The 16658-nt window shown below is 74.8% G+C and carries 14 protein-coding genes and 1 pseudogene; 6 read left to right on the top strand and 9 right to left on the bottom strand.

Annotation, left to right across the window (positions count from 1 at the left end):
- Positions 1–48 precede the first annotated feature (48 nt).
- Complete coding sequence (locus ABD54_RS07670; protein ID WP_047868721.1) at positions 49–1056, top strand: NAD(P)/FAD-dependent oxidoreductase; 1008 nt, start codon at positions 49–51, stop codon at positions 1054–1056.
- Between the two features lie 60 nt (positions 1057–1116).
- On the opposite strand, the gene ABD54_RS07665 is transcribed toward ABD54_RS07670, so the two are convergent.
- Positions 1117–1542: a helix-turn-helix transcriptional regulator gene (locus ABD54_RS07665; RefSeq protein ID WP_047868720.1), complete on the bottom strand. Its 426-nt coding sequence runs from the start codon at positions 1540–1542 to the stop codon at positions 1117–1119.
- Between the two features lie 188 nt (positions 1543–1730).
- Here ABD54_RS07665 and ABD54_RS07660 point away from each other — a divergent pair, with 188 nt between their 5' ends.
- Positions 1731–2852, top strand: a complete 1122-nt coding sequence (locus ABD54_RS07660; protein ID WP_047868746.1) for an NADH:flavin oxidoreductase/NADH oxidase — start codon at positions 1731–1733, stop codon at positions 2850–2852.
- A 210-nt stretch (positions 2853–3062) separates the two neighbouring features.
- Here the strand turns inward: ABD54_RS07660 and ABD54_RS07655 are convergent, their stop codons facing one another.
- Both ABD54_RS07655 and ABD54_RS07650 read right to left on the bottom strand, forming a co-directional pair.
- The gene (locus ABD54_RS07655) at positions 3063–4766 is read right to left on the bottom strand and encodes a bifunctional (p)ppGpp synthetase/guanosine-3',5'-bis(diphosphate) 3'-pyrophosphohydrolase (RefSeq protein ID WP_047868719.1); all 1704 of its coding nucleotides are present in this window, start codon (positions 4764–4766) and stop codon (positions 3063–3065) included.
- 137 nt (positions 4767–4903) lie between these two features.
- Entirely contained in the window at positions 4904–5671 is a 768-nt protein-coding gene (locus ABD54_RS07650; protein ID WP_047868718.1) for an enoyl-CoA hydratase/isomerase family protein, read from the bottom strand.
- 292 nt (positions 5672–5963) lie between these two features.
- On the opposite strand from ABD54_RS07650, the gene gcvH reads away from it, so the two are divergent.
- Positions 5964–6359 carry a glycine cleavage system protein GcvH gene (gcvH, locus tag ABD54_RS07645; protein WP_047868717.1) on the top strand — a complete coding sequence of 132 codons (396 nt, stop codon included), beginning with the start codon at positions 5964–5966 and terminating at the stop codon, positions 6357–6359.
- Between the two features lie 159 nt (positions 6360–6518).
- Here the strand turns inward: gcvH and ABD54_RS07640 are convergent, their stop codons facing one another.
- Positions 6519–8486 carry a M3 family metallopeptidase gene (locus ABD54_RS07640; protein ID WP_047868716.1) on the bottom strand — a complete coding sequence of 656 codons (1968 nt, stop codon included), beginning with the start codon at positions 8484–8486 and terminating at the stop codon, positions 6519–6521.
- Between the two features lie 483 nt (positions 8487–8969).
- Here ABD54_RS07640 and ABD54_RS07635 point away from each other — a divergent pair, with 483 nt between their 5' ends.
- Genes ABD54_RS07635 through ABD54_RS07625 form a run of 3 tightly spaced genes read left to right on the top strand, consistent with a single transcriptional unit; the run spans position 8970 to position 11478 of the window.
- Entirely contained in the window at positions 8970–9518 is a 549-nt protein-coding gene (locus ABD54_RS07635) for a hypothetical protein (RefSeq protein ID WP_053063557.1), read from the top strand.
- A gap of 59 nt (positions 9519–9577) precedes the next feature.
- Positions 9578–10192 carry a TetR/AcrR family transcriptional regulator gene (locus tag ABD54_RS07630; protein WP_047868715.1) on the top strand — a complete coding sequence of 205 codons (615 nt, stop codon included), beginning with the start codon at positions 9578–9580 and terminating at the stop codon, positions 10190–10192.
- Positions 10189–11478: a glycosyltransferase gene (locus tag ABD54_RS07625; protein ID WP_053063556.1), complete on the top strand. Its 1290-nt coding sequence runs from the start codon at positions 10189–10191 to the stop codon at positions 11476–11478. The genes ABD54_RS07630 and ABD54_RS07625 overlap by 4 nt, the downstream gene beginning before the upstream one ends.
- A 189-nt stretch (positions 11479–11667) precedes the next feature.
- On the opposite strand, the pseudogene ABD54_RS07620 reads toward ABD54_RS07625, so the two are convergent.
- The 5 genes and pseudogenes from ABD54_RS07620 to ABD54_RS07600 all read right to left on the bottom strand — a co-directional run.
- Positions 11668–12240, bottom strand: a pseudogene (locus ABD54_RS07620) (enolase C-terminal domain-like protein); the annotation flags it as partial.
- Between the two features lie 156 nt (positions 12241–12396).
- A complete protein-coding gene (locus ABD54_RS07615; protein ID WP_235432006.1) occupies positions 12397–13695 on the bottom strand; it encodes an MFS transporter in 1299 nt (432 codons plus the stop codon).
- Positions 13696–13787: 92 nt separating this feature from the next.
- Complete coding sequence (locus ABD54_RS07610) at positions 13788–14606, bottom strand: ATP-binding cassette domain-containing protein (protein ID WP_047868714.1); 819 nt, start codon at positions 14604–14606, stop codon at positions 13788–13790.
- Complete coding sequence (locus tag ABD54_RS07605; protein ID WP_047868713.1) at positions 14603–15640, bottom strand: ABC transporter ATP-binding protein; 1038 nt, start codon at positions 15638–15640, stop codon at positions 14603–14605. Before ABD54_RS07605 ends, ABD54_RS07610 begins: the two co-directional genes overlap by 4 nt.
- Positions 15641–15794: 154 nt before the next feature.
- On the bottom strand, positions 15795–16658 hold an 864-nt coding region (locus ABD54_RS07600; protein WP_047868712.1), incomplete at its 5' end, for an ABC transporter permease.

Raw genomic sequence — 16658 nt, 5'->3', positions numbered from 1 at the left:
ACGGCAAAGGACTTTGGCGGAGCGGCGCCGAGGCCGCATCGTGGCGGTATGGACGAGAACGAGTTGGTACGGGCATCCGGTAAGGCGTGGGACGTCGTGGTGGTCGGGGGCGGCGCGGCGGGCCTGTCGGCCGCGCTGACACTGGCCCGGGTCCGCCGTTCGGTGCTGGTCGTCGACGCAGGGGAACCGCGCAACGCGCCAGCCGCCGGGGTGCACGGCCTGCTGTCCCGGGACGGGGTTCCGCCGCTGGAACTGCTCAGGCTGGGGCGGGAGGAGGTCGCCTCCTACGGCGGGCGGATCGTGTCCGGCCGCGTCTCGGGCGTGCGCCGGGAGGACGGGAACCTGGTGGTGAGCACCGGGGACGGGGGCCGCGCGGTGGCCCGGCGGCTGCTGCTGACCACGGGGCTGGCGGACGAGCTGCCCGACGTCCACGGCCTCGCGCGGCTGTGGGGGCGGGACGTGGTGCACTGCGTGTACTGCCACGGCTGGGAGGCGCGGGACACGGCCGTCGGTGTACTGGGGACCGGGCCGGGGTCGTTCCACCAGGCGCTGATGTTCCGTCAGCTCTCGTCCGAGGTGACGCTGTTCCCGCACACCGGCGTCGACCTGGACGACGAGCAGTGGGAGCAGCTGGCCGCGCTGGGCGTCGGGGTGGTCGAGGGCGAGGTGCGCGGCCTGGAGGTCGACGAGCGGGACCGGCTGGCGGGAGTGCGCCTGGCCTCCGGCAGGGAGTTCGCGGTGCAGACGCTGGCGGTGGCGCCGCGGTCCGCGGCCCGTGCGGACTTCCTGGCCGACCTGGGGCTGGCGTTGACGGAGCACCCGACCGGGATGGGCTCGCAGTTGGCCGTGGAGGCGGGCGGGTTCACCGGTGTCGAGGGGGTGTGGGCCGCGGGCAACGTCGCCGACGTGATGGCGAACCTCCCGGTCGCGGCGGCGTCGGGGGCCCAGGCGGGGGCAGCGCTCAACGCGGACCTGGTCGCAGCCGACGCGGAGGCGGCCTCGGCGGCGCGCGCCGCCCTCGGCTCCGCCCGGGCGCGGGGGCGCGTCACGGGCTGAGCCCTCCCCCGCCCGGCCCTCCGGCCGTGGCAGCTTTTCCCGGCTCCTTCCGGCCCGGCCTCAGGACGCCGGGCCGGAGGGGCCCACCTCGGCGGAGGCACCGTGGGGCCCTTCCCCGGGGGGCCCGCTCGCGGCGCCGTCGCCCTCGGCGATGCGCGCGGCCCGCAGGACCGCCTCCAGGAGCCCCGGCATGCGCGCGCCGAGGTCCTCCCGGCGCAGACAGCTCATGCGCGAGGTGCCCTCGTAGTACTGGCGGATGACGCCCGCCTCGCGCAGCACGCGGAAGTGGTGGGTGGAGGTGGACTTGCTCACCGGCAGTTCGAAGGCGATGCAGGCCATGTCGTCGTGGCCCCGGGCCAGTTCGCGCACGATGCGCAGGCGCACGGGGTCGGCCAGGGCGTGCATGACCGTCTCCACCCGGATCTCCTCGGCGGGCGGGTGCTCCAGTCGGCGTCCGCCTCCGGTCCTTCGTTCCCTGCCGGGCATGCCATGACCTCCGGTGCCGTACGCCGTGCGACTTCCACCACAAAGTACGAGGACGGTCGTAGTTTGACAATCATCGTAGTACGTTGCTTATCGTAGTACGAAAACCATCGTATTAGAGCCCGGCCGCCGTGCGCCGGACCCGCTCCCCGATGGAAGCCGACCACCTGCCGCAGACGGAAGGGCACCCCTTGAGCACGCTGTTCACCCCCTTGAAGCTGAGGTCGCTGGAGATCCCCAACCGCGTGTGGATGTCCCCGATGTGCATGTACTCGGCCGCCTCCGAAGGACCCGACACCGGAGCCCCGACCGACTTCCACCTCTCGCACCTGGCCGACCGGGCCGCGGGCGGGACCGGCCTGGTCATGGTCGAGGCCACGGGAGTGCGGCCCGACGGGCGGATCAGCCCCTGGGACCTCGGCCTGTGGAACAGCCGCCAGCAGGAGGCCTTCGCGCGCGTGGCCGCCGCGATCAGCGCCCACGGGGCGGTCCCGGCCATCCAGCTCGCGCACGCCGGGCGCAAGGCCTCGACGGACAAGCCCTGGCTGGGCGGACGGTCCGTCCCCGAGTCCGAGGGCGGCTGGCCGACGGTGGGCCCCGGCACCGAGGCCTTCCCCGGCTACGCCGCGCCGGCCGAGCTGACCGCCGACGGGATCCGGCAACTGGTCCGCGACTTCGCGGACTCGGCCGAGCGGGCGCTGGCCGCCGGTTTCCAGGTGGTCGAGGTGCACGGCGCGCACGGTTACCTGCTGCACTCCTTCCTGTCGCCCGCCACCAACCACCGCACCGACGAGTACGGCGGCAGCCCCGGGAACCGGATGCGCTTCGCGCTGGAGGTCGTCGAGGCCGTGCGCGAGGTGTGGCCCGGGCACCTGCCGGTGTTCTTCCGCACCTCGGCCACCGACTGGCTGTCGGAGGACGAGACCGACGAGCGCGAGGGCTGGACGGGCGAGGACACCGTCCTGCTCGCCGAGGAGCTCCAGTCCCGGGGCGTGGACCTGCTCGACGTGTCCACCGGCGGCCTGGTCGCCGACGCCCGCATCCCCGTGGGCCCGGGCTACCAGGTGCCCTTCGCCGAGCGGGTGCGCGGCGCCACCGGCCTGCCCACCGGCGCGGTCGGGGCGATCACCGAACCCGCCCAGGCCGAGGAGATCGTCGCCTCGGGCCGCGCCGACGCGGTGTTCCTGGCACGGCAGCTGCTGCGCGAGCCCTACTGGGCCCACCGCGCCGCGGAGGAGTTGGGCGCGGAGTCGCACTGGCCCGAGCAGTACGGCTACGCGGTCGGCCGCCCGCGCGCCGCCAGCGGAGCCTGAACCGGGCGTAGCGGAGCCCCGCGGGCCCGGACCGCGCGGCTCCGGGTCCGCCCCCGGGGCCCGTCGGAAGCGCCGAAGGCGCCGGGCGGGTCCGGCGGGGCCGGGGCCGGGAGCGCTCTTCCCCTGCGCTTTCGGCCGCCGGGAACGCCGTCGTGGGCGGCGCCTGTCACGGGCGCCGCCCACGGGGGCCCGACGCGGCCCGGGCCGGTGTCAGGCCGAGGCCGGAAGGAGCGCGGCCACGTCCTCGGAGCTGACCTGCTCGTATCCCAGGGCCACGTAGAGCTCTTCGAGTGACGGGTACCCCGAACGGCGCGCCACCCCGGTCATCGTCCCCGACGACTCGGCCTCGATGAGCCGGTCCGCCCCCACCAGGGCGACCATCCGCTCCCGGCCGGTCCGCTCCGCCCGCTCGTGGGCGCGCGTGCGGTGCCAGGCGGCGATCGCGACCCGCGCCCTGCCGGTCCTGACCGACTCCAGCCACCCCCGGTCGGGGGCGGGTACGGACTTGGTGATGATGTGCACCGTGTCCCCCTCGCGGACCCGGGTCGCGGGGCCGACCAGGCGACCGTCGATGGCCGCCGCCGAGTAGCGGTCGCCGGTGTCGGCGCCGAGCGCGTAGGCCACGTCGACCGGTGTGGCCCCCTCGGGGAGGGTGAGGACCTGGCCCTGCCCGGTGAGCACCGTGATGCTGTCGGCCAGGTCCGTGCGCACGCCCTCCAGGAGTTCCTCGGCCGAGGCCTGCTCCTGCCACCCCAGCAGCCGGGTCAGCCACTCCGGGTCGGTGGTGCGCTCGGTGGTCAGGCGGCCGTCCCTGCCGGTGGCCTGGCGGATGTCGGCGATGATGCCGTACTCGGAGACCTGCTGGGCGTGGGAGTCGCAGATGATGATCTGCACCCGGCGGCCGGACTCGGTGAGGACGGTGGTGTGCAGCGCCCGGTACAGGTTGTACCGGGGGGTGGCGATGAAGTCGCGGAACTTGGCCGGGTAGGGCTTCCACCTGCCGTGGACCGCCCCCAGGGCCAGGTAGGCGTTGCGCTCGTCGCCCTTGACCACGATCACGTACCGGACGGTGTCCAGGGGGTCGGGGTCGCCGGTCAGGCCGGTACCGGAGGTGAACACCGAGTACGGGTGGCGCGGGCGCACCTCCACCCGCGCCTTGACCCGGAAGGAGGCCAGGCCGTCGCGCAGGGAGACGCGCAGCGCGTCCACCTCGTGGGCGGAGCTCTCGCGGACCCGGGCCACCCGGGTGCTGACCCGCTCGAAGTCCTCACCCTCCAGGTACTCGAAGCACAGGTCCTCCAGGTCGCGCTTGAGCCGGTACACGCCCAGCCGCTCCGCCAGGGGGATGAGGAGCTCCCGGGTGCCCTGGGCGATCTTGACGCGCTTGTGCGGGGGCTGGAACTGGAGGGTGCGCAGGTTGTGGAGCCGGTCCGCGAGCTTGATCAGCAGCACCCGCAGGTCGTCGCGGGCGGCCACCACCATCTTGCGGAAGGTCTCCCCCGCCGCCGCGCTGCCGTACATGGACCGGTCCACCTTGGTGACGCCGTCCACCATGACGCCGACCTCGGTGCCGAACTCCGCCGCGAGGTGGGCCAGGCTGAACGGGGTGTCCTCCACCGTGTCGTGCAGGAGTGCGGCGACCAGCGTCGCGGTGTCCAGACCCATCTCGGCGAGGATGGCGGCCACGGCGACCGGGTGGATGATGAACGGCTCGCCGCTCTTGCGCCTCTGCTCCTTGTGCAGGTGCTCGGCCACGGCGTAGGCCCGGCTCAGCAGCGCCACGTCGGCCCTGGGGTACCAGCGCTGGTGCTCCCTGACCAGGTCCCGGACCCGGTCGGCGGGGGTGGAGGCGGCCTTGGCCGCGTTGAGCCCCTGCCACCACTGGGTGGACGCCGTCACATCGGGTGCGCCCATCGCGACCCCCTGTCCGCACGCTGATCCGAGTCCGCTCAGTGTAGTGACCGGAAGCCGCCGCGAGGCCGGGAATCCGGAGTCCTCGACCGGGGCCGGGGCCGGGCCGTCTCCCGCCGGCGGGACAGGGGCCGCCGCGGCTACTCGCCGGTGAAGACGGGCCCGACCCGGGCGAGGGAGGCGCTGACCCCGGCCTCGTGGTCCTTGGTACCGAGCTGCTTGTTCTGCTCCACGACCTCCCGGTCCAGGGCGGCGGGCAGCGCGGCGAGCAGGTCGGCGCGGAGCGTGGCCTTCATCGAGCGCACGGTCAGCGGGGCGGACGCGGCGATGCGGTGGGCGTGGTCCACGGCCGCCGACCGCAGGGCGGCCTCGTCCACCAGCAGGTCGGCCAGGCCGGTGGCGTGGGCCTCGGTGCCGGTCACACGGCGGGCGGTGTAGAACATGTCGGCGGCCCTCTGGCGGCCGACGATCGCGGGCAGGGACACGCTCAGCCCGAAGCCCTGGTGCAGGCCCAGGAGCCCGAAGTTGGCGTGGAAGCGGGTGGAGGGCGCGGCCACCCGGAAGTCCGCCGCGCAGGCCAGGCCGAGGCCGCCGCCCACGGCCGCGCCCTGGACGGCGGCGACCACGGGTACAGGCAGGGCGAACAGGCGCAGCGCCTCACCGTAGACGGCGCTGAGGGTCCGGACCGGAGTGTCGCCGACCCCGCCCGCCGCGAAGTCCACCCCGGCGCAGAAGTTCTTGCCCTCCGAGCACAGCACGAGGGCGCGGCGGTCGCCGGTGGCGACCAACTCCTCGGCGGTGTCCGCCAGCTCCTTGAGGAGGGCGTGGTCGAAGTGGTTGTTGGGCGGCCGGTGGATCTCCAGGACGGCGACATGACCGTCGAGGCGGACGGAGAGTTCCTCGCTCATCTGACGCCTTCCAGTGCGTTCGGTGCGACCGGCGAAGATGTTACCGCCGAGTAGCCCACCCGCGGGCGCCCGCCCCCTCCCCAACGCGCACGCGGCCCGAACCGGACGGACCGGGCACAGGGGCAGCCCGCACCACGCGTGGGGCGTGTGACGGAAGCCGTCGGGCCGGCTCCCCTCACCCGGTTGCGCCAAAGGCGCCCCCGCGCGCCCGCCGGTCCAGCACACTGGCCTTGCCGGTCGCCCGACAGCGGCGATCGCGCTTCGGACACGCGAAGACACGAAGGGTTCTGCCATGGCCAGCATTCCGGGCGACCTGCTCTACACCACGTCCCACGAATGGGTCCGCCGGGAGTCCGGTGACACGGTCGCCGTCGGACTGACCGACTTCGCCCAACGGCAGCTCGGCGACGTGGTCTACCTGGAGCTGCCCGCGGTCGGTACGGTCTTCGACGCCGAGGAGGCGGTGGGCACGGTGGAGTCGGTCAAGGCCGTGTCGGAGTTCTACGCGCCGTTCGGGTGCGAGGTGGTCGAGGTCAACGACGAACTCGCGGAGGAGCCCGAACAGGTCAACGACGACCCCTACGACTGCTGGCTCTACCGGGCCCGGCCCGCGGACCCGGGGGCGGTGGACGGGCTGCTCGACGCCGAGGCCTACGCGGAGCTGCTCAGGGAGGAGGCCGAGGAGTAGGGCTCGTGGACGCGGGGCGCGCACACCCTCCCGGGCGTGCAGCCCCGGCGGGCGCGTCGATCCCCCGCCGCCCGTACGGCCGGGCCCCGACTTCCCCGGGGCCCGGCCGTACGGGCGGCGGGGCCGGGCACACCGCCTCACGGTGTGCCCGGCCGCGGGTCAGACCAGCCCGCGGCGGACCAGCAGGGGCTCCATGCGGGGCTCGCGGCCCAGGAAGTCGCGGACCGCCTCCATGGGGTCCACACCGCCGCCCACCGCCAGCACCCTCTCCCGGAAGCGGTCGCCGCCCTCCCTGGTGGGGCCGCCGTTCTCGGTGAACCACTCCACGCTCTCGGCGTCCAGGACCTCGCTCCACACGTAGGAGTAGTAGCCCGCGCTGTAGCCGTTGGCGAACACGTGCATGAAGTAGGCCGACCGGTAGCGCGGACGGACCAGGGGGTGCAGGACCCCCGCGGCCTCCAGGGCGCGCGCCTCGAAGGAGGCCGGGTCCTCCACGGCCTCGCCCGGGGCCAGGCGGTGCCAGGACCAGTCCAGGAGCGCGGCGGCCAGGTACTCGAAGGTGGCGAAGCCCTGGTTGAACTGGCGGGCGGCCGTCAGGCGATCCACGAGTTCGGCGGGCACCGGCTCACCGGTCTCGTGGTGGCGGGCGTAGTTGGCCAGGACCTCCGGCCAGGTCGCCCACATCTCGTTGACCTGGGAGGGGAACTCCACGAAGTCGCGCGGCACGCTCGTGCCCTGCACGCGCGGGAAACGCACGGCCGACAGCAGCCCGTGCAGGGCGTGGCCGAACTCGTGGAAGGCCGTCTCGACCTCGTCGAAGGTGAGCAGGGTGGGGCCCGAGGCGGGCTTGGTGATGTTGAGGTTGTTCACCACCACCGGCCGCTCGTCCAGCAGGAAGGACTGGGCGACCAGGTTGTGCATCCACGCGCCGCCGCGCTTGGTCGGCCTGGCGTAGGGGTCCAGCAGGAACAGCCCCAGGGGCGAGCCGTCCCGGTCGAACACCTCCCACACCCGCACGTCCTCGTGGTAGCCGCGCAGGTCGGGCCGCTCGGCGAAGGCGATCCCGTACAGCAGCGCGGCGGCGTGGAAGACGCCGTCCTCGACCACCCTGCCGAGTTCGAAGTAGGGGCGCAGGACGCTGTCGTCGAAGTCGTAGCGCTCCCTGCGCAGCCGCTCGGCGTAGAAGGGCCAGTCCCAGGGCTCGATGTCGTGCCCGGCGTGCTCGGCCAGGGCCCGGGCCTCCTTCTCGACGTTGCGCCGGGCGGGTCCGACGAGCTGGCCGAGCCGCTCCTCGACCGCGTCGACGGTCCTGGCGGTCTGGTCGGCGACGGTGTAGGCCGCGTGGTCGGGGTAGCCGAGCAGCGCGGCCCGCTCGGCGCGCAGGACGGCCATGCGCGCGGCGATGTCGAGGTTCTCGGGGGCTCGCTCGGCGCTCAGGGTGTAGAGCCGCTCGCGGGTGGCCCGGTCGGTGAGCTGTGCCAGCGCGGGCTGGACGGTGGTGTTGAGCAGGGGCAGGACGTACTCCCCGTCCCGCTCGATCGCGCTGATGCGGGCCTCGTCGAGGCCGTCGAGGTCGGAGACGTCGCCGGTGACGAGGGAGGCCTCGCGGGTGGCCCGGACCACGTTGCGGGAGAACTCGGTGCTCAGCCCGGCGAGCTCGGCGTTGAGCTCGCGCAGCCGGGCCTGCTGGTCGTCGTCCAGGTCGGCGCCCGCCTTGACGAAGTCGAGGCGGTACCGCTCCAGCAGCCAGGCCTCCTGCGGGTCGGAGGCGGTGACCTGCCGCACGCGCTCCCACAGCTCCCGGTTGAGCGAGACGGCGTCCCGGTGCTGGGCGGCCCTCGGGGCGATCTCCCGCTCGATCTCCTCGATGCCGTCGGTGGCGTCGGACCCGGCCAGGGTGTGCAGAACCGTCTCCACCCTGGCCAGGAGCGCGCCGGAGCGCTCCAGCGCGGCGATCGTGTTGTCGAAGGTCGGGGGCCGCGGGTCGCGGACGATCGCGTCCACCTCGGCGAGGTGCTCGGCCACGCCCTTGTCGAACGCGGGCAGGAAGTGCTCCTCGCGGACGGCGGCGAAGTCGGGGAGCCGGTAGGGAAGCTCGCTCGGGGACAGGAACGGGTTGTCGGTCAAGGATCGTGCTCCTCGTTCGTCGGTACCGGCCCCGCTCCCCCGCGGTGGTGTGCGGCGGAGCTGTGGACGACGCGCCGGGTTCCGCGGCGTCGGGGTCCTCGGCCGGGCGGGCTCCGGTGCTCTCGGGGCGCTCGTGCTGTTCTACCTTGCTCCCCGGCCCGTGTCACCCGCACGTCCGGGATTCGGCGCCGACCCCGGGTTCCGCCGCCGCTTCGGCGGCGGCCGGACCGTTCCCCTCCCCAGCCACCGGACCGGCGCCCGCGGTCCGGTGGCCGGGCCCGGCCCCGCGGACCGGTTGTCCGGGCTCCTTCCCGGCAGCGGTACGGGGACGTCGGCACACGCGACCGCGTCCGCTTCACCGCTCGGAGGCGGTTCCCGGACGGTCGTCGGCCCCCACCCGGGCGGGGAACGCGCACCCGTCCTCTTGAAAACAAATATCCAAAGTGTTTTTATGGTTTCAAGCACTCGTCGAACGGAACCCCCATGGACCTGCTCACCGATTTCCTCGCCTGGGCCTGGCCGCGCCACCTCAACCCGCTGAGCTGGTACGTGCGACCGCTGTTCTTCCTGCCCATCGCCTACTTCTGCTGGACCCGCAGACCCGTGCCGCTGGCCCTGACCGTCGTGGCCATGCTCTCCAGCTTCTTCTGGTTCCCCGCGCCCGAGGAGATCGATCCGGCCATGGCCGGAGTCCTGGAGATGGAGAAGGAACTGTTCACGGACCCCACCTGGGTCACCTGGGCCACCCTGCCGCTGGTGCCCGCGCTGCTCGGCTCACTGTGCGCGGCGTTCTGGTACCGCTCCCTGGGCTGGGGCCTGGTCGTCGTCAACGGAGGCCTGGCCGCCAAGATCGCCTGGACCGTCGCCAACTCCGGCTCGGACGGGCTGGCCACCGTGTTGCCGCTGGGCCTGGCCATGGCGGTGGTCACCGCGGTCGTGGTGGCGGTGGCACGCTGGCGTTCGCTCCCCCTGTCCCTGACCGGCCGCCGACACCGGAGACAGGACGGACACGCACCGGTCGCCGCGCCCTGACCGGAACCGCTGACCCAAAGCACCACGGGCGGACACCGCCGACCGAGGGAGGAACCACCGTGCCACCCGCGTTCTCCGCACAGGAGAAGGAACGCATCACCGATCTGCTGCTGGAGTCCGGACGCGCCCTGTTCACCACACGGGGGCTGCGCAAGACCTCCCTGGAGGAACTGGTCGCGCCCGCCGGTATCGCCAAGAGCAGCTTCTACGCCTTCTTCGACTCCAAGGAGGCCCTCTACCTGGAGCTGATGCTGCGCCAGACGGCCGAGGTCAGGAAGCGCGTCATCGACGATGCCCTGAACAGCACGGACGACACCCGGGAAGGGCTGCGGCGGTTCCTGCGCGCCAGCCTGGACGAGTTGGCCGACAACCCCCTGTACGGGCGGCTCGTGACACACCCAGAGGAGATGGACGCGGTCGCGCGCAAGGTGGCTCCGCTGCGCGCCGCCTCCTCCCCCGACAACCCCGCCGCCGCGCTGGGCGCGTTCGTGGACGCCCGGCGCGGGACGGGCGAACTGGTGGACGCCCATCCGGCCGCCATCGTCGGCGTCCTCCAGGCCGTCCTGCTCCTCCCGGTGAACGCCGACCGGCTGGCGGCACCGGAGCACTACCACCAGACCCTCGATCTGCTGATCGACATCGTCGCGCGGGGTCTCACCCCCCGGAAGGAATGACCGACGTGCACGCACTCCTGCTCACCCACGGCACCCGCGGAGACGTCCAGCCCTTCCTGGCCCTGGCCGGGGCCCTGGACGCGGCCGGGCACACCGCTGTGGTCGCGGGCCCCGCCTCGGCCGCCCCGCTGGCCTCAGCGCACGGTGTCGCCTACCACCCGGTGGACGACGGCCCCAACACCCTCATGGGCGACCCCGAGTTGGACGGCGTGATGGACACCGGACTGCGGGGGCCGCGCGGCGCCGTGCACGCCGCCGCCCTCCTGCGCAGGATCACCCCGCTCATGCGCAGGGTCTACGACGACATGGCCGCGCTCGCCGACGAGGACGCGGACGTGGTCGTGCACATCCCCGGCATGCCGGGAGGGCACCTCGCCGAACGCCTGGGCGCGCCCTCCGTCCCGGTGGCCCTGCAGCCCTCCTGGGTGCCCACCCGCGCCTTCCCCGCCCCCGGCGTGCCCTGGCCGGGGTGGATGCCCTCCGCCCTCAATCCGCTCACCTACCGGCTGGCCGCCCTCGCGCTGCGCGGACAGCGCACGGTGGCCGAGGGGTTCCGGGAAGCACTGGGCCTGCCCCCGAGAGCCGGGCGCCACGACCCGCTGCGCCAGCCGGACGGCAGCCCGTCCACCGTGCTCCAGGCGTTCAGCCGCCATCTGCTCCCGCCACAGGCGCACTATCCGCCCCGGGTGAGCACCACCGGCTTCTGGTTCCCGCCGCCGGACACGGAGTGGCGGCCCTCCCCGGAGCTGGAGGCGTTCCTGGACGCCGGGAGGCCGCCGGTGTTCGTCGGGTTCAGCAGCCTGCCCACCGCCGACCCCGCGGCCACCGGGCGCGTGGTGGGCGAAGCCGTACGCCGCGCGGGGGTGCGCGCGGTCGTCGCCTCGGGCCGGGGCGGCATCACCGCCGAAACCGGCGGCGGCGACGTAGTGGTCATCGACGGGGCCCCGCACGAGCGGCTGTTCCCACGGTGTGCGGCGGTCGTGCACCACGGCGGCGCCGGGACCACCGGCGCCGCGCTCGCCTCGGGCAGACCGCAGGTCGGGTGCCCCTTCTGGGGTGACCAGCCGTTCTGGGCGCAGCGGGCCCACGAGGCCGGGGCCGCCGTCGCCCCGCTGCGGGGCCAGCGCCTGACCGTGGACTCGCTGGCCTCGGCCCTGGTCCGCGCGGTCGGTGACCCCGCCCTCGCGGAAGGGGCGCGCACCCTGGGCGAACGGGTGCGCGCCGAGGACGGCGCGGGCACCGCCGTGCGGCTGTTGGAGGAGGTCGTCCGGCGCGGAAACCCCTGAGCCGGGGTATCGGTGCCCGCGTTACCCCTCGTCCTCGGTCCCGGAGGGTCCGTGCCCGGCTCCGCCGTGCCGCGGGATCGGGACCGGGTCAGCCGCACGGGTTCCGGCGCGGACGCCGCCGTGTCCCGGGGCGGCGCCCGCGGGCCTGGGTCCGGGCCGGGGCCTGCCCCGGCCCGGGCACCATCGCGGTCAGGCCTCGACCCGGTGAGTGTCGACCGTCCACGCGCGTGCCTGGTCGCTCGGGGTCACCCCCAGGCCGGGGCGGCCGGAGAGGTGCATGCGCCCGCCCGAGATCTGCGGGTGCTCGTTGAAGAGGGGGTCGAGCCACTCGAAGTGCTCCGCCCACGGCTCGTGCCGGTAGGCGGCGGCCAGGTGGATGTGGACCTCCATCGCGAAGTGCGGGGCAAGCTGGAGGTCGCGCCGGTCGGCCATCGCCATGACCTGGAGGAACTGCGTGATGCCGCCGATCCGGGGCGCGTCGGGCCGGACGATGTCCGCGCCCCCGTGCCGGATCAGCTCGGCGTGCTCGGCGACGCTGGTGAGCATCTCCCCGGTGGCGATGGGGGTGTCGAACACCGCGGCCAGGCGTCCGTGGCCCTCGAAGTCGTAGGCGTCCAGCGGCTCCTCGGTCCAGAACAGCCCGAACTCCTCGAAGGCCCGGCACATGCGCTGGGCGTCGGCGCGCGACCACTGCCGGTTGGCGTCCACCATCAGCGGCACGCCGTCGCCCAGGTGCTCGCGCACCGCGCGCCACAGGCGCACCACAAGGGGCCTTCTCACCCTTCCGTCCTTGCCCTCGACACGGAAAGCGCTTCCCCACCCTGGTGCGCGCACCCGCCCACGGCGGGCCGCGCCGCCGGGACCAGATGAGCCGCCGCGGGCCCGTGGGCGGCACCGCGCCGCGGCCGGACCACGGGGTCAGGGGCGGCCCCGGCCGGGGACCAGCGCCGCTCCGGCGAGCGGCACCAGGGCGAGCAGGAGCCAGGGCAGCGGCCCGCCCAGGTCCAGCAGCGCCCCGGCGGGCACACTGCCCAGGAGCACCACCAGCCCCGACAGCGAGGACAGCGCGCCCGTGAACAGGCCCAGGTGGCGGTCCTCGACCAGGTCGGGGATCCAGGCCCGCACCGTGGGCACGATGAGCACCTGGCCCAGGGTCAGCGCGGTGACGAACACAGCGGAGGGCACGAGCCCGTCAAGCGCGCCGACCGGCATGGACGCGGCGGCCCCGGCGAAGCCCAGGCAGATCAGCACCAGCCCCCACACCAGCGTCGCGCGCCGCGTCAGACGGGCGGAGGCCCAGCGCAGCATCGGCACCTGCGTGGCGATGTAGAGCAGCGACGCCCAGGCCAGCAGCCAGCCCAGCGCGGTCTGGGAGCCGGTCGCCCGCTCCACCTCCGCTGGCAGGGCCAGGTAGAGCTGGTTGTAGGCCAGCAGGTAGCCGCTGTAGGCCAGGCTCAGCGCCAGGAACCTGCGGTTGCCCAGCAGCAGCCGCAGTCCCTCCCGCGGGCGCGGCCTCCCCCGGTCGGCCGACGCGGGTGCGCCCGGTGCCGTGCGCGGCATCAGCCGCAGGTGCCCGGCCAGCACGGCGGCGAAGACCGCGGCCCCGGCCAGGCAGGCGGCGCGGAAGCCGCCGAGCAGCAGCAGGACGCCCAGCGGCGGTCCGACGAGGGTTCCCGCCTGGCCCGCGACGGAGAACAGGGCGAGCATCCGGGTGCGGGGTTCACCGGTACTCCGCTCGTGCCGCACGGCCTGGCGCACGATCTCGGTCTCCACGGCCGGGGAGAACAGCGCGGCGGCGAAGCCGATGAGCAGGACCGAGGCGATGACCGAAGCGGTGCCCTGAGCGAAGCCGAGCCAGCAGAACCCGGCCACGCGCAGCGCGCAGCCCGCCAGCACCACCGGGCGCGCGCCGAACCGGTCGGTGAGCGTGCCGCCCACCACGAACAGGCCCTGCTGGCTGAAGGTGCGCAGGCCAAGCACGAGGCCGACCAGCCACCCGGCCAGGCCCAGGGCGCCGCCGAGGTGGTCGGCGAGGTAGGGCAGGACCGCGAAGAAGCCGACGTTGAACGCGAACTGCGAGCCGATCAGCAGCAGGGGCAGCGCGGGCAGGCCGTACACGTCGCGCAGCGCCTCGGCCCGGCGGGCGGTGGTCCGGGACAGGAGGCTGGCGCCCCTGTTCCCGAGCCCGGTCCCGGCCGTGTTCCCGGACCCGCTCATGTCCCCGCTCTCGCTACCGCTCCCGTGCCCGCTTCCACTCCCGTGCCCGCTCCCGGCCCCGATTCCGTCCCTGTGGGGCGGCCGTGCCGGGCTCACGGGACGCTCGGCAGCGACCGGTCCCCGGAGCCGCCTGGGAGGGCCGGGACCGCCTCCACCAGTTCGCGGGTGTAGGGGTGGGCGGGGTCGGAGCACACCCGGTGGGCGGGACCGGTCTCCACCAGCCGTCCCGCGCGCATGACCGCCGCGCGGTGCGCCACGTGCCCGACGAGCGCCAGGTCGTGGCAGATGAACAGGTAGCCCAGTCCCAGTTCGTCCTGGAGACCGGTGAGCAGGTTGAGCACCCCGGCGCGCACGGAGGAGTCCAGGGCCGACACCGGTTCGTCCAGGACCAGCAGGCGCGGCTCGCAGGCCAGCGCGCGGGCGATCCCCACGCGCTGGCACTGCCCGCCGGAGAGCTCGTGCGGCAGCCGGTCGCCGTGCGCGGGGTCCAGTCCGACCTTCTCCAGGAGTCCGGCCACCCGGTCGGGACCGGTCGCGCGGTCCCAGCGGCCGTGGATGCGCAGGGGTTCGGCGACGGCGTCGCGCACGCGCAGGCGCGGGCTGAGCGAGCCGTAGGGGTCCTGGAACACCGGCTGGATCGCGGGGCGCAGGGCGCGCAGCTCCCTCTCGCCCATGGCGGTCAGCTCCCGGCCCTCGAAGAGCACCGTCCCGCTTTGGGGGCGGCGCAGTCCGATCACGGCCGCGGCGGTGCTGGACTTGCCGCACCCCGACTCCCCGACCAGGGCGAGCGTCTCCCCCGCGCCGACGTCGAAGGAGACGCCGTCGACGGCCGTCACCGGGGCGGACCGCCGGGTGCGGCCCGGGTAGCGCACCACCAGATCGCGTACGCCCAACAGCGGTGGGGTGGTCATGGCGTCCCTCCTCGTGGTGTGTGCGCGGTGTCCGTGAACAGGGAGGACACCGGGTCGGGCAGGTCCTGCCAGCGGTGGCACGAGACCAGCCTGCCCGGCTCCCCCGCCGGAGCCGGTGAGGGCTCCTCTGCGCGGCACCGGTCCTCCGCCAGCGGGCAGCGGGGCGCGAAGGCGCAGCCGCCGGGCAGCGCCTCCGGTGAGGGGGGCGTTCCGGCGATGGCGGGCAGGCGGCGGTCCCCGGTCCCGGGCCGGGGCAGCGCGGCGACCAGGCCGGCGGTGTAGGGGGCGCGCGGCCGGGTCAGGACCGGCCCCACCGGGCCCGACTCGACGTGGCGTCCGGCGTAGACGACCGCCACCCGGTCGGCGTAGCCGCCGACGACGCCCAGGTCGTGGGTGACCAGGACGAGCGCGGTGCCGTTGCGCTCCCGCAGCCCGCACAGCAGTTCCAGCGTCCGGGCCTGCATCCTGGGGTCGAGGGCGGTCGTGGGCTCGTCGGCGAACACCAGGTCGGGTTCGTTGACCGTGGCCATCGCGATGACCGCCCGCTGGCGCATGCCGCCGGAGAACTCGTGCGGGTAGGCGTGCGCGCGTCGGGCGGCGTCGGGGATGCCGACCCGGTCCAGTGCGGCCACCGCCCGCTCCCACGCCGCGGCCCGGCCCATCCGACGCACGGAGCGCAGGGCGCGTACGAGCTGGGCGCCCACGGTGTGCACGGGGCTGAGCACGGCGAGCGCGTCCTGGGGCACCAGGGACATCCGCCGCCCGCGCAGGGGCCGCAGGACGGCGGGCGGTGCGCCGACCAGCTCCCGTCCGTCCAGGCGGACGCTTCCGGTGACGGAGGCGCCGTGGGGCGCCATGCCCAGGACGGCGCGGGCGGTGACCGACTTCCCGGCCCCGGACTCCCCCACGAGCGCGAGCACCTCGCCGGGGCGCACGTCGAAGGAGAGCCCGCGCACGGCGCGGACCCCGCCCCCTCGCAGCCCGGGCAGGGTGACCCGCAGGTCGCGGACCGAAAGCAGTGCCTCGTCGCTCATCTGCGTCCTTCCGGTGAGAGTTCGGCCTTCGGGCCGGAGTGGAGGGGGACCGGGCCCCGCGCGTCGGGGCGGCGGAGGCGGCCGCGCGTCCGGGTCGGGCCGCCGACCGCCGCGCCCGCGCGGCCCGCGGGGAGGAGCCCGCCTTCTTCGAAGGTCACGTCAGGGCCCCTGGGGGCGGTGCGGTCGCGGCCGGACGGGGACCCCGGCGCCACGGGGGTGTCCACGAGCCCTGGGGAAGCGTGGACGAGGAGACGGCGAACGCGGCCAGCAGCAGGAGCATGGCGGCCGGGGCCAGCGCCGCCAGGGGCGCGCGCTCCACGTAGGCCAGGGACTCCGACAGGCTCAGGCCCCACTCAGCCGAGGGCGGCTGCGAGCCCAGGCCGAGGAAGCCGAGCGAGGCGATGGCCAGCGCGATCCCCGGCAGGCGCAGCACGGCGTGGCGGGTCACCGGCCCCAGGACCGCGGGCAGCACGTGCCGGACCAGGATCCAGCGGGGACCGGCTCCCAGGGCCCGCTGCGCGGTCAGGTAGGCGGCCGCGCGCGTCTCCTGGACCAGCGCGGAGGTGTGCGCTGCCAGCGGGGGCCAGGAGACCAGGGCCACGGCCACGGCGGCGCCGAGTGGGCCGGGGCCGGCGACGGCGGCCACCAGGATTCCGGCGATCACCGGGGGCAGGGCGTTGGCCATCTCCGATGCGCCCGCCGACAGCGCGGGAACGAACCCGATCAGCAGGGCCGCGGCCAAGCTGACCAGGCACACCAGCGCCGCGGTGCCCACGGTGGCCAGTGCGCCGTGCCCGAGCCGGGCCAGGACGTCGCGGCCGACCGCGTCGGTGCCCAGGGGGCGGTCCCAGGAAGGGGCGGCGAGGCGCTGGGCCACCTCGACGGTCATGGCGTCGCGGGTCAGGCCCCACAGGCACACCGCCAGGATCAGCGCAGCGCACACGGCGGGCACCGCGCGGCGCACGGACCCGGCGGGGGCGGTGCGCTGATCCTGGCGGTGTGCCTGTGGGGCCTGACC

Source organism: Nocardiopsis sp. RV163 (genome assembly GCF_001029525.1).
Lineage (GTDB): Bacteria > Actinomycetota > Actinomycetes > Streptosporangiales > Streptosporangiaceae > Nocardiopsis > Nocardiopsis dassonvillei.
This window is presented reverse-complemented; position numbering and strand designations above follow the sequence as displayed.

Coding starts and splice junctions, on each gene's coding strand:
- ABD54_RS07635 (WP_053063557.1), top strand. CDS start 8,970: ATGGACCTGCTCACCGATTTCCTCGCCTGGGCCTGGCCGCGCCACCTC.
- ABD54_RS07655 (WP_047868719.1), bottom strand. CDS start 4,766: ATGGGCGCACCCGATGTGACGGCGTCCACCCAGTGGTGGCAGGGGCTC.
- ABD54_RS07665 (WP_047868720.1), bottom strand. CDS start 1,542: ATGCCCGGCAGGGAACGAAGGACCGGAGGCGGACGCCGACTGGAGCAC.
- ABD54_RS07605 (WP_047868713.1), bottom strand. CDS start 15,640: ATGAGCGACGAGGCACTGCTTTCGGTCCGCGACCTGCGGGTCACCCTG.
- gcvH (WP_047868717.1), top strand. CDS start 5,964: ATGGCCAGCATTCCGGGCGACCTGCTCTACACCACGTCCCACGAATGG.
- ABD54_RS07670 (WP_047868721.1), top strand. CDS start 49: ATGGACGAGAACGAGTTGGTACGGGCATCCGGTAAGGCGTGGGACGTC.
- ABD54_RS07650 (WP_047868718.1), bottom strand. CDS start 5,671: ATGAGCGAGGAACTCTCCGTCCGCCTCGACGGTCATGTCGCCGTCCTG.
- ABD54_RS07625 (WP_053063556.1), top strand. CDS start 10,189: ATGACCGACGTGCACGCACTCCTGCTCACCCACGGCACCCGCGGAGAC.
- ABD54_RS07610 (WP_047868714.1), bottom strand. CDS start 14,606: ATGACCACCCCACCGCTGTTGGGCGTACGCGATCTGGTGGTGCGCTAC.
- ABD54_RS07615 (WP_235432006.1), bottom strand. CDS start 13,695: ATGAGCGGGTCCGGGAACACGGCCGGGACCGGGCTCGGGAACAGGGGC.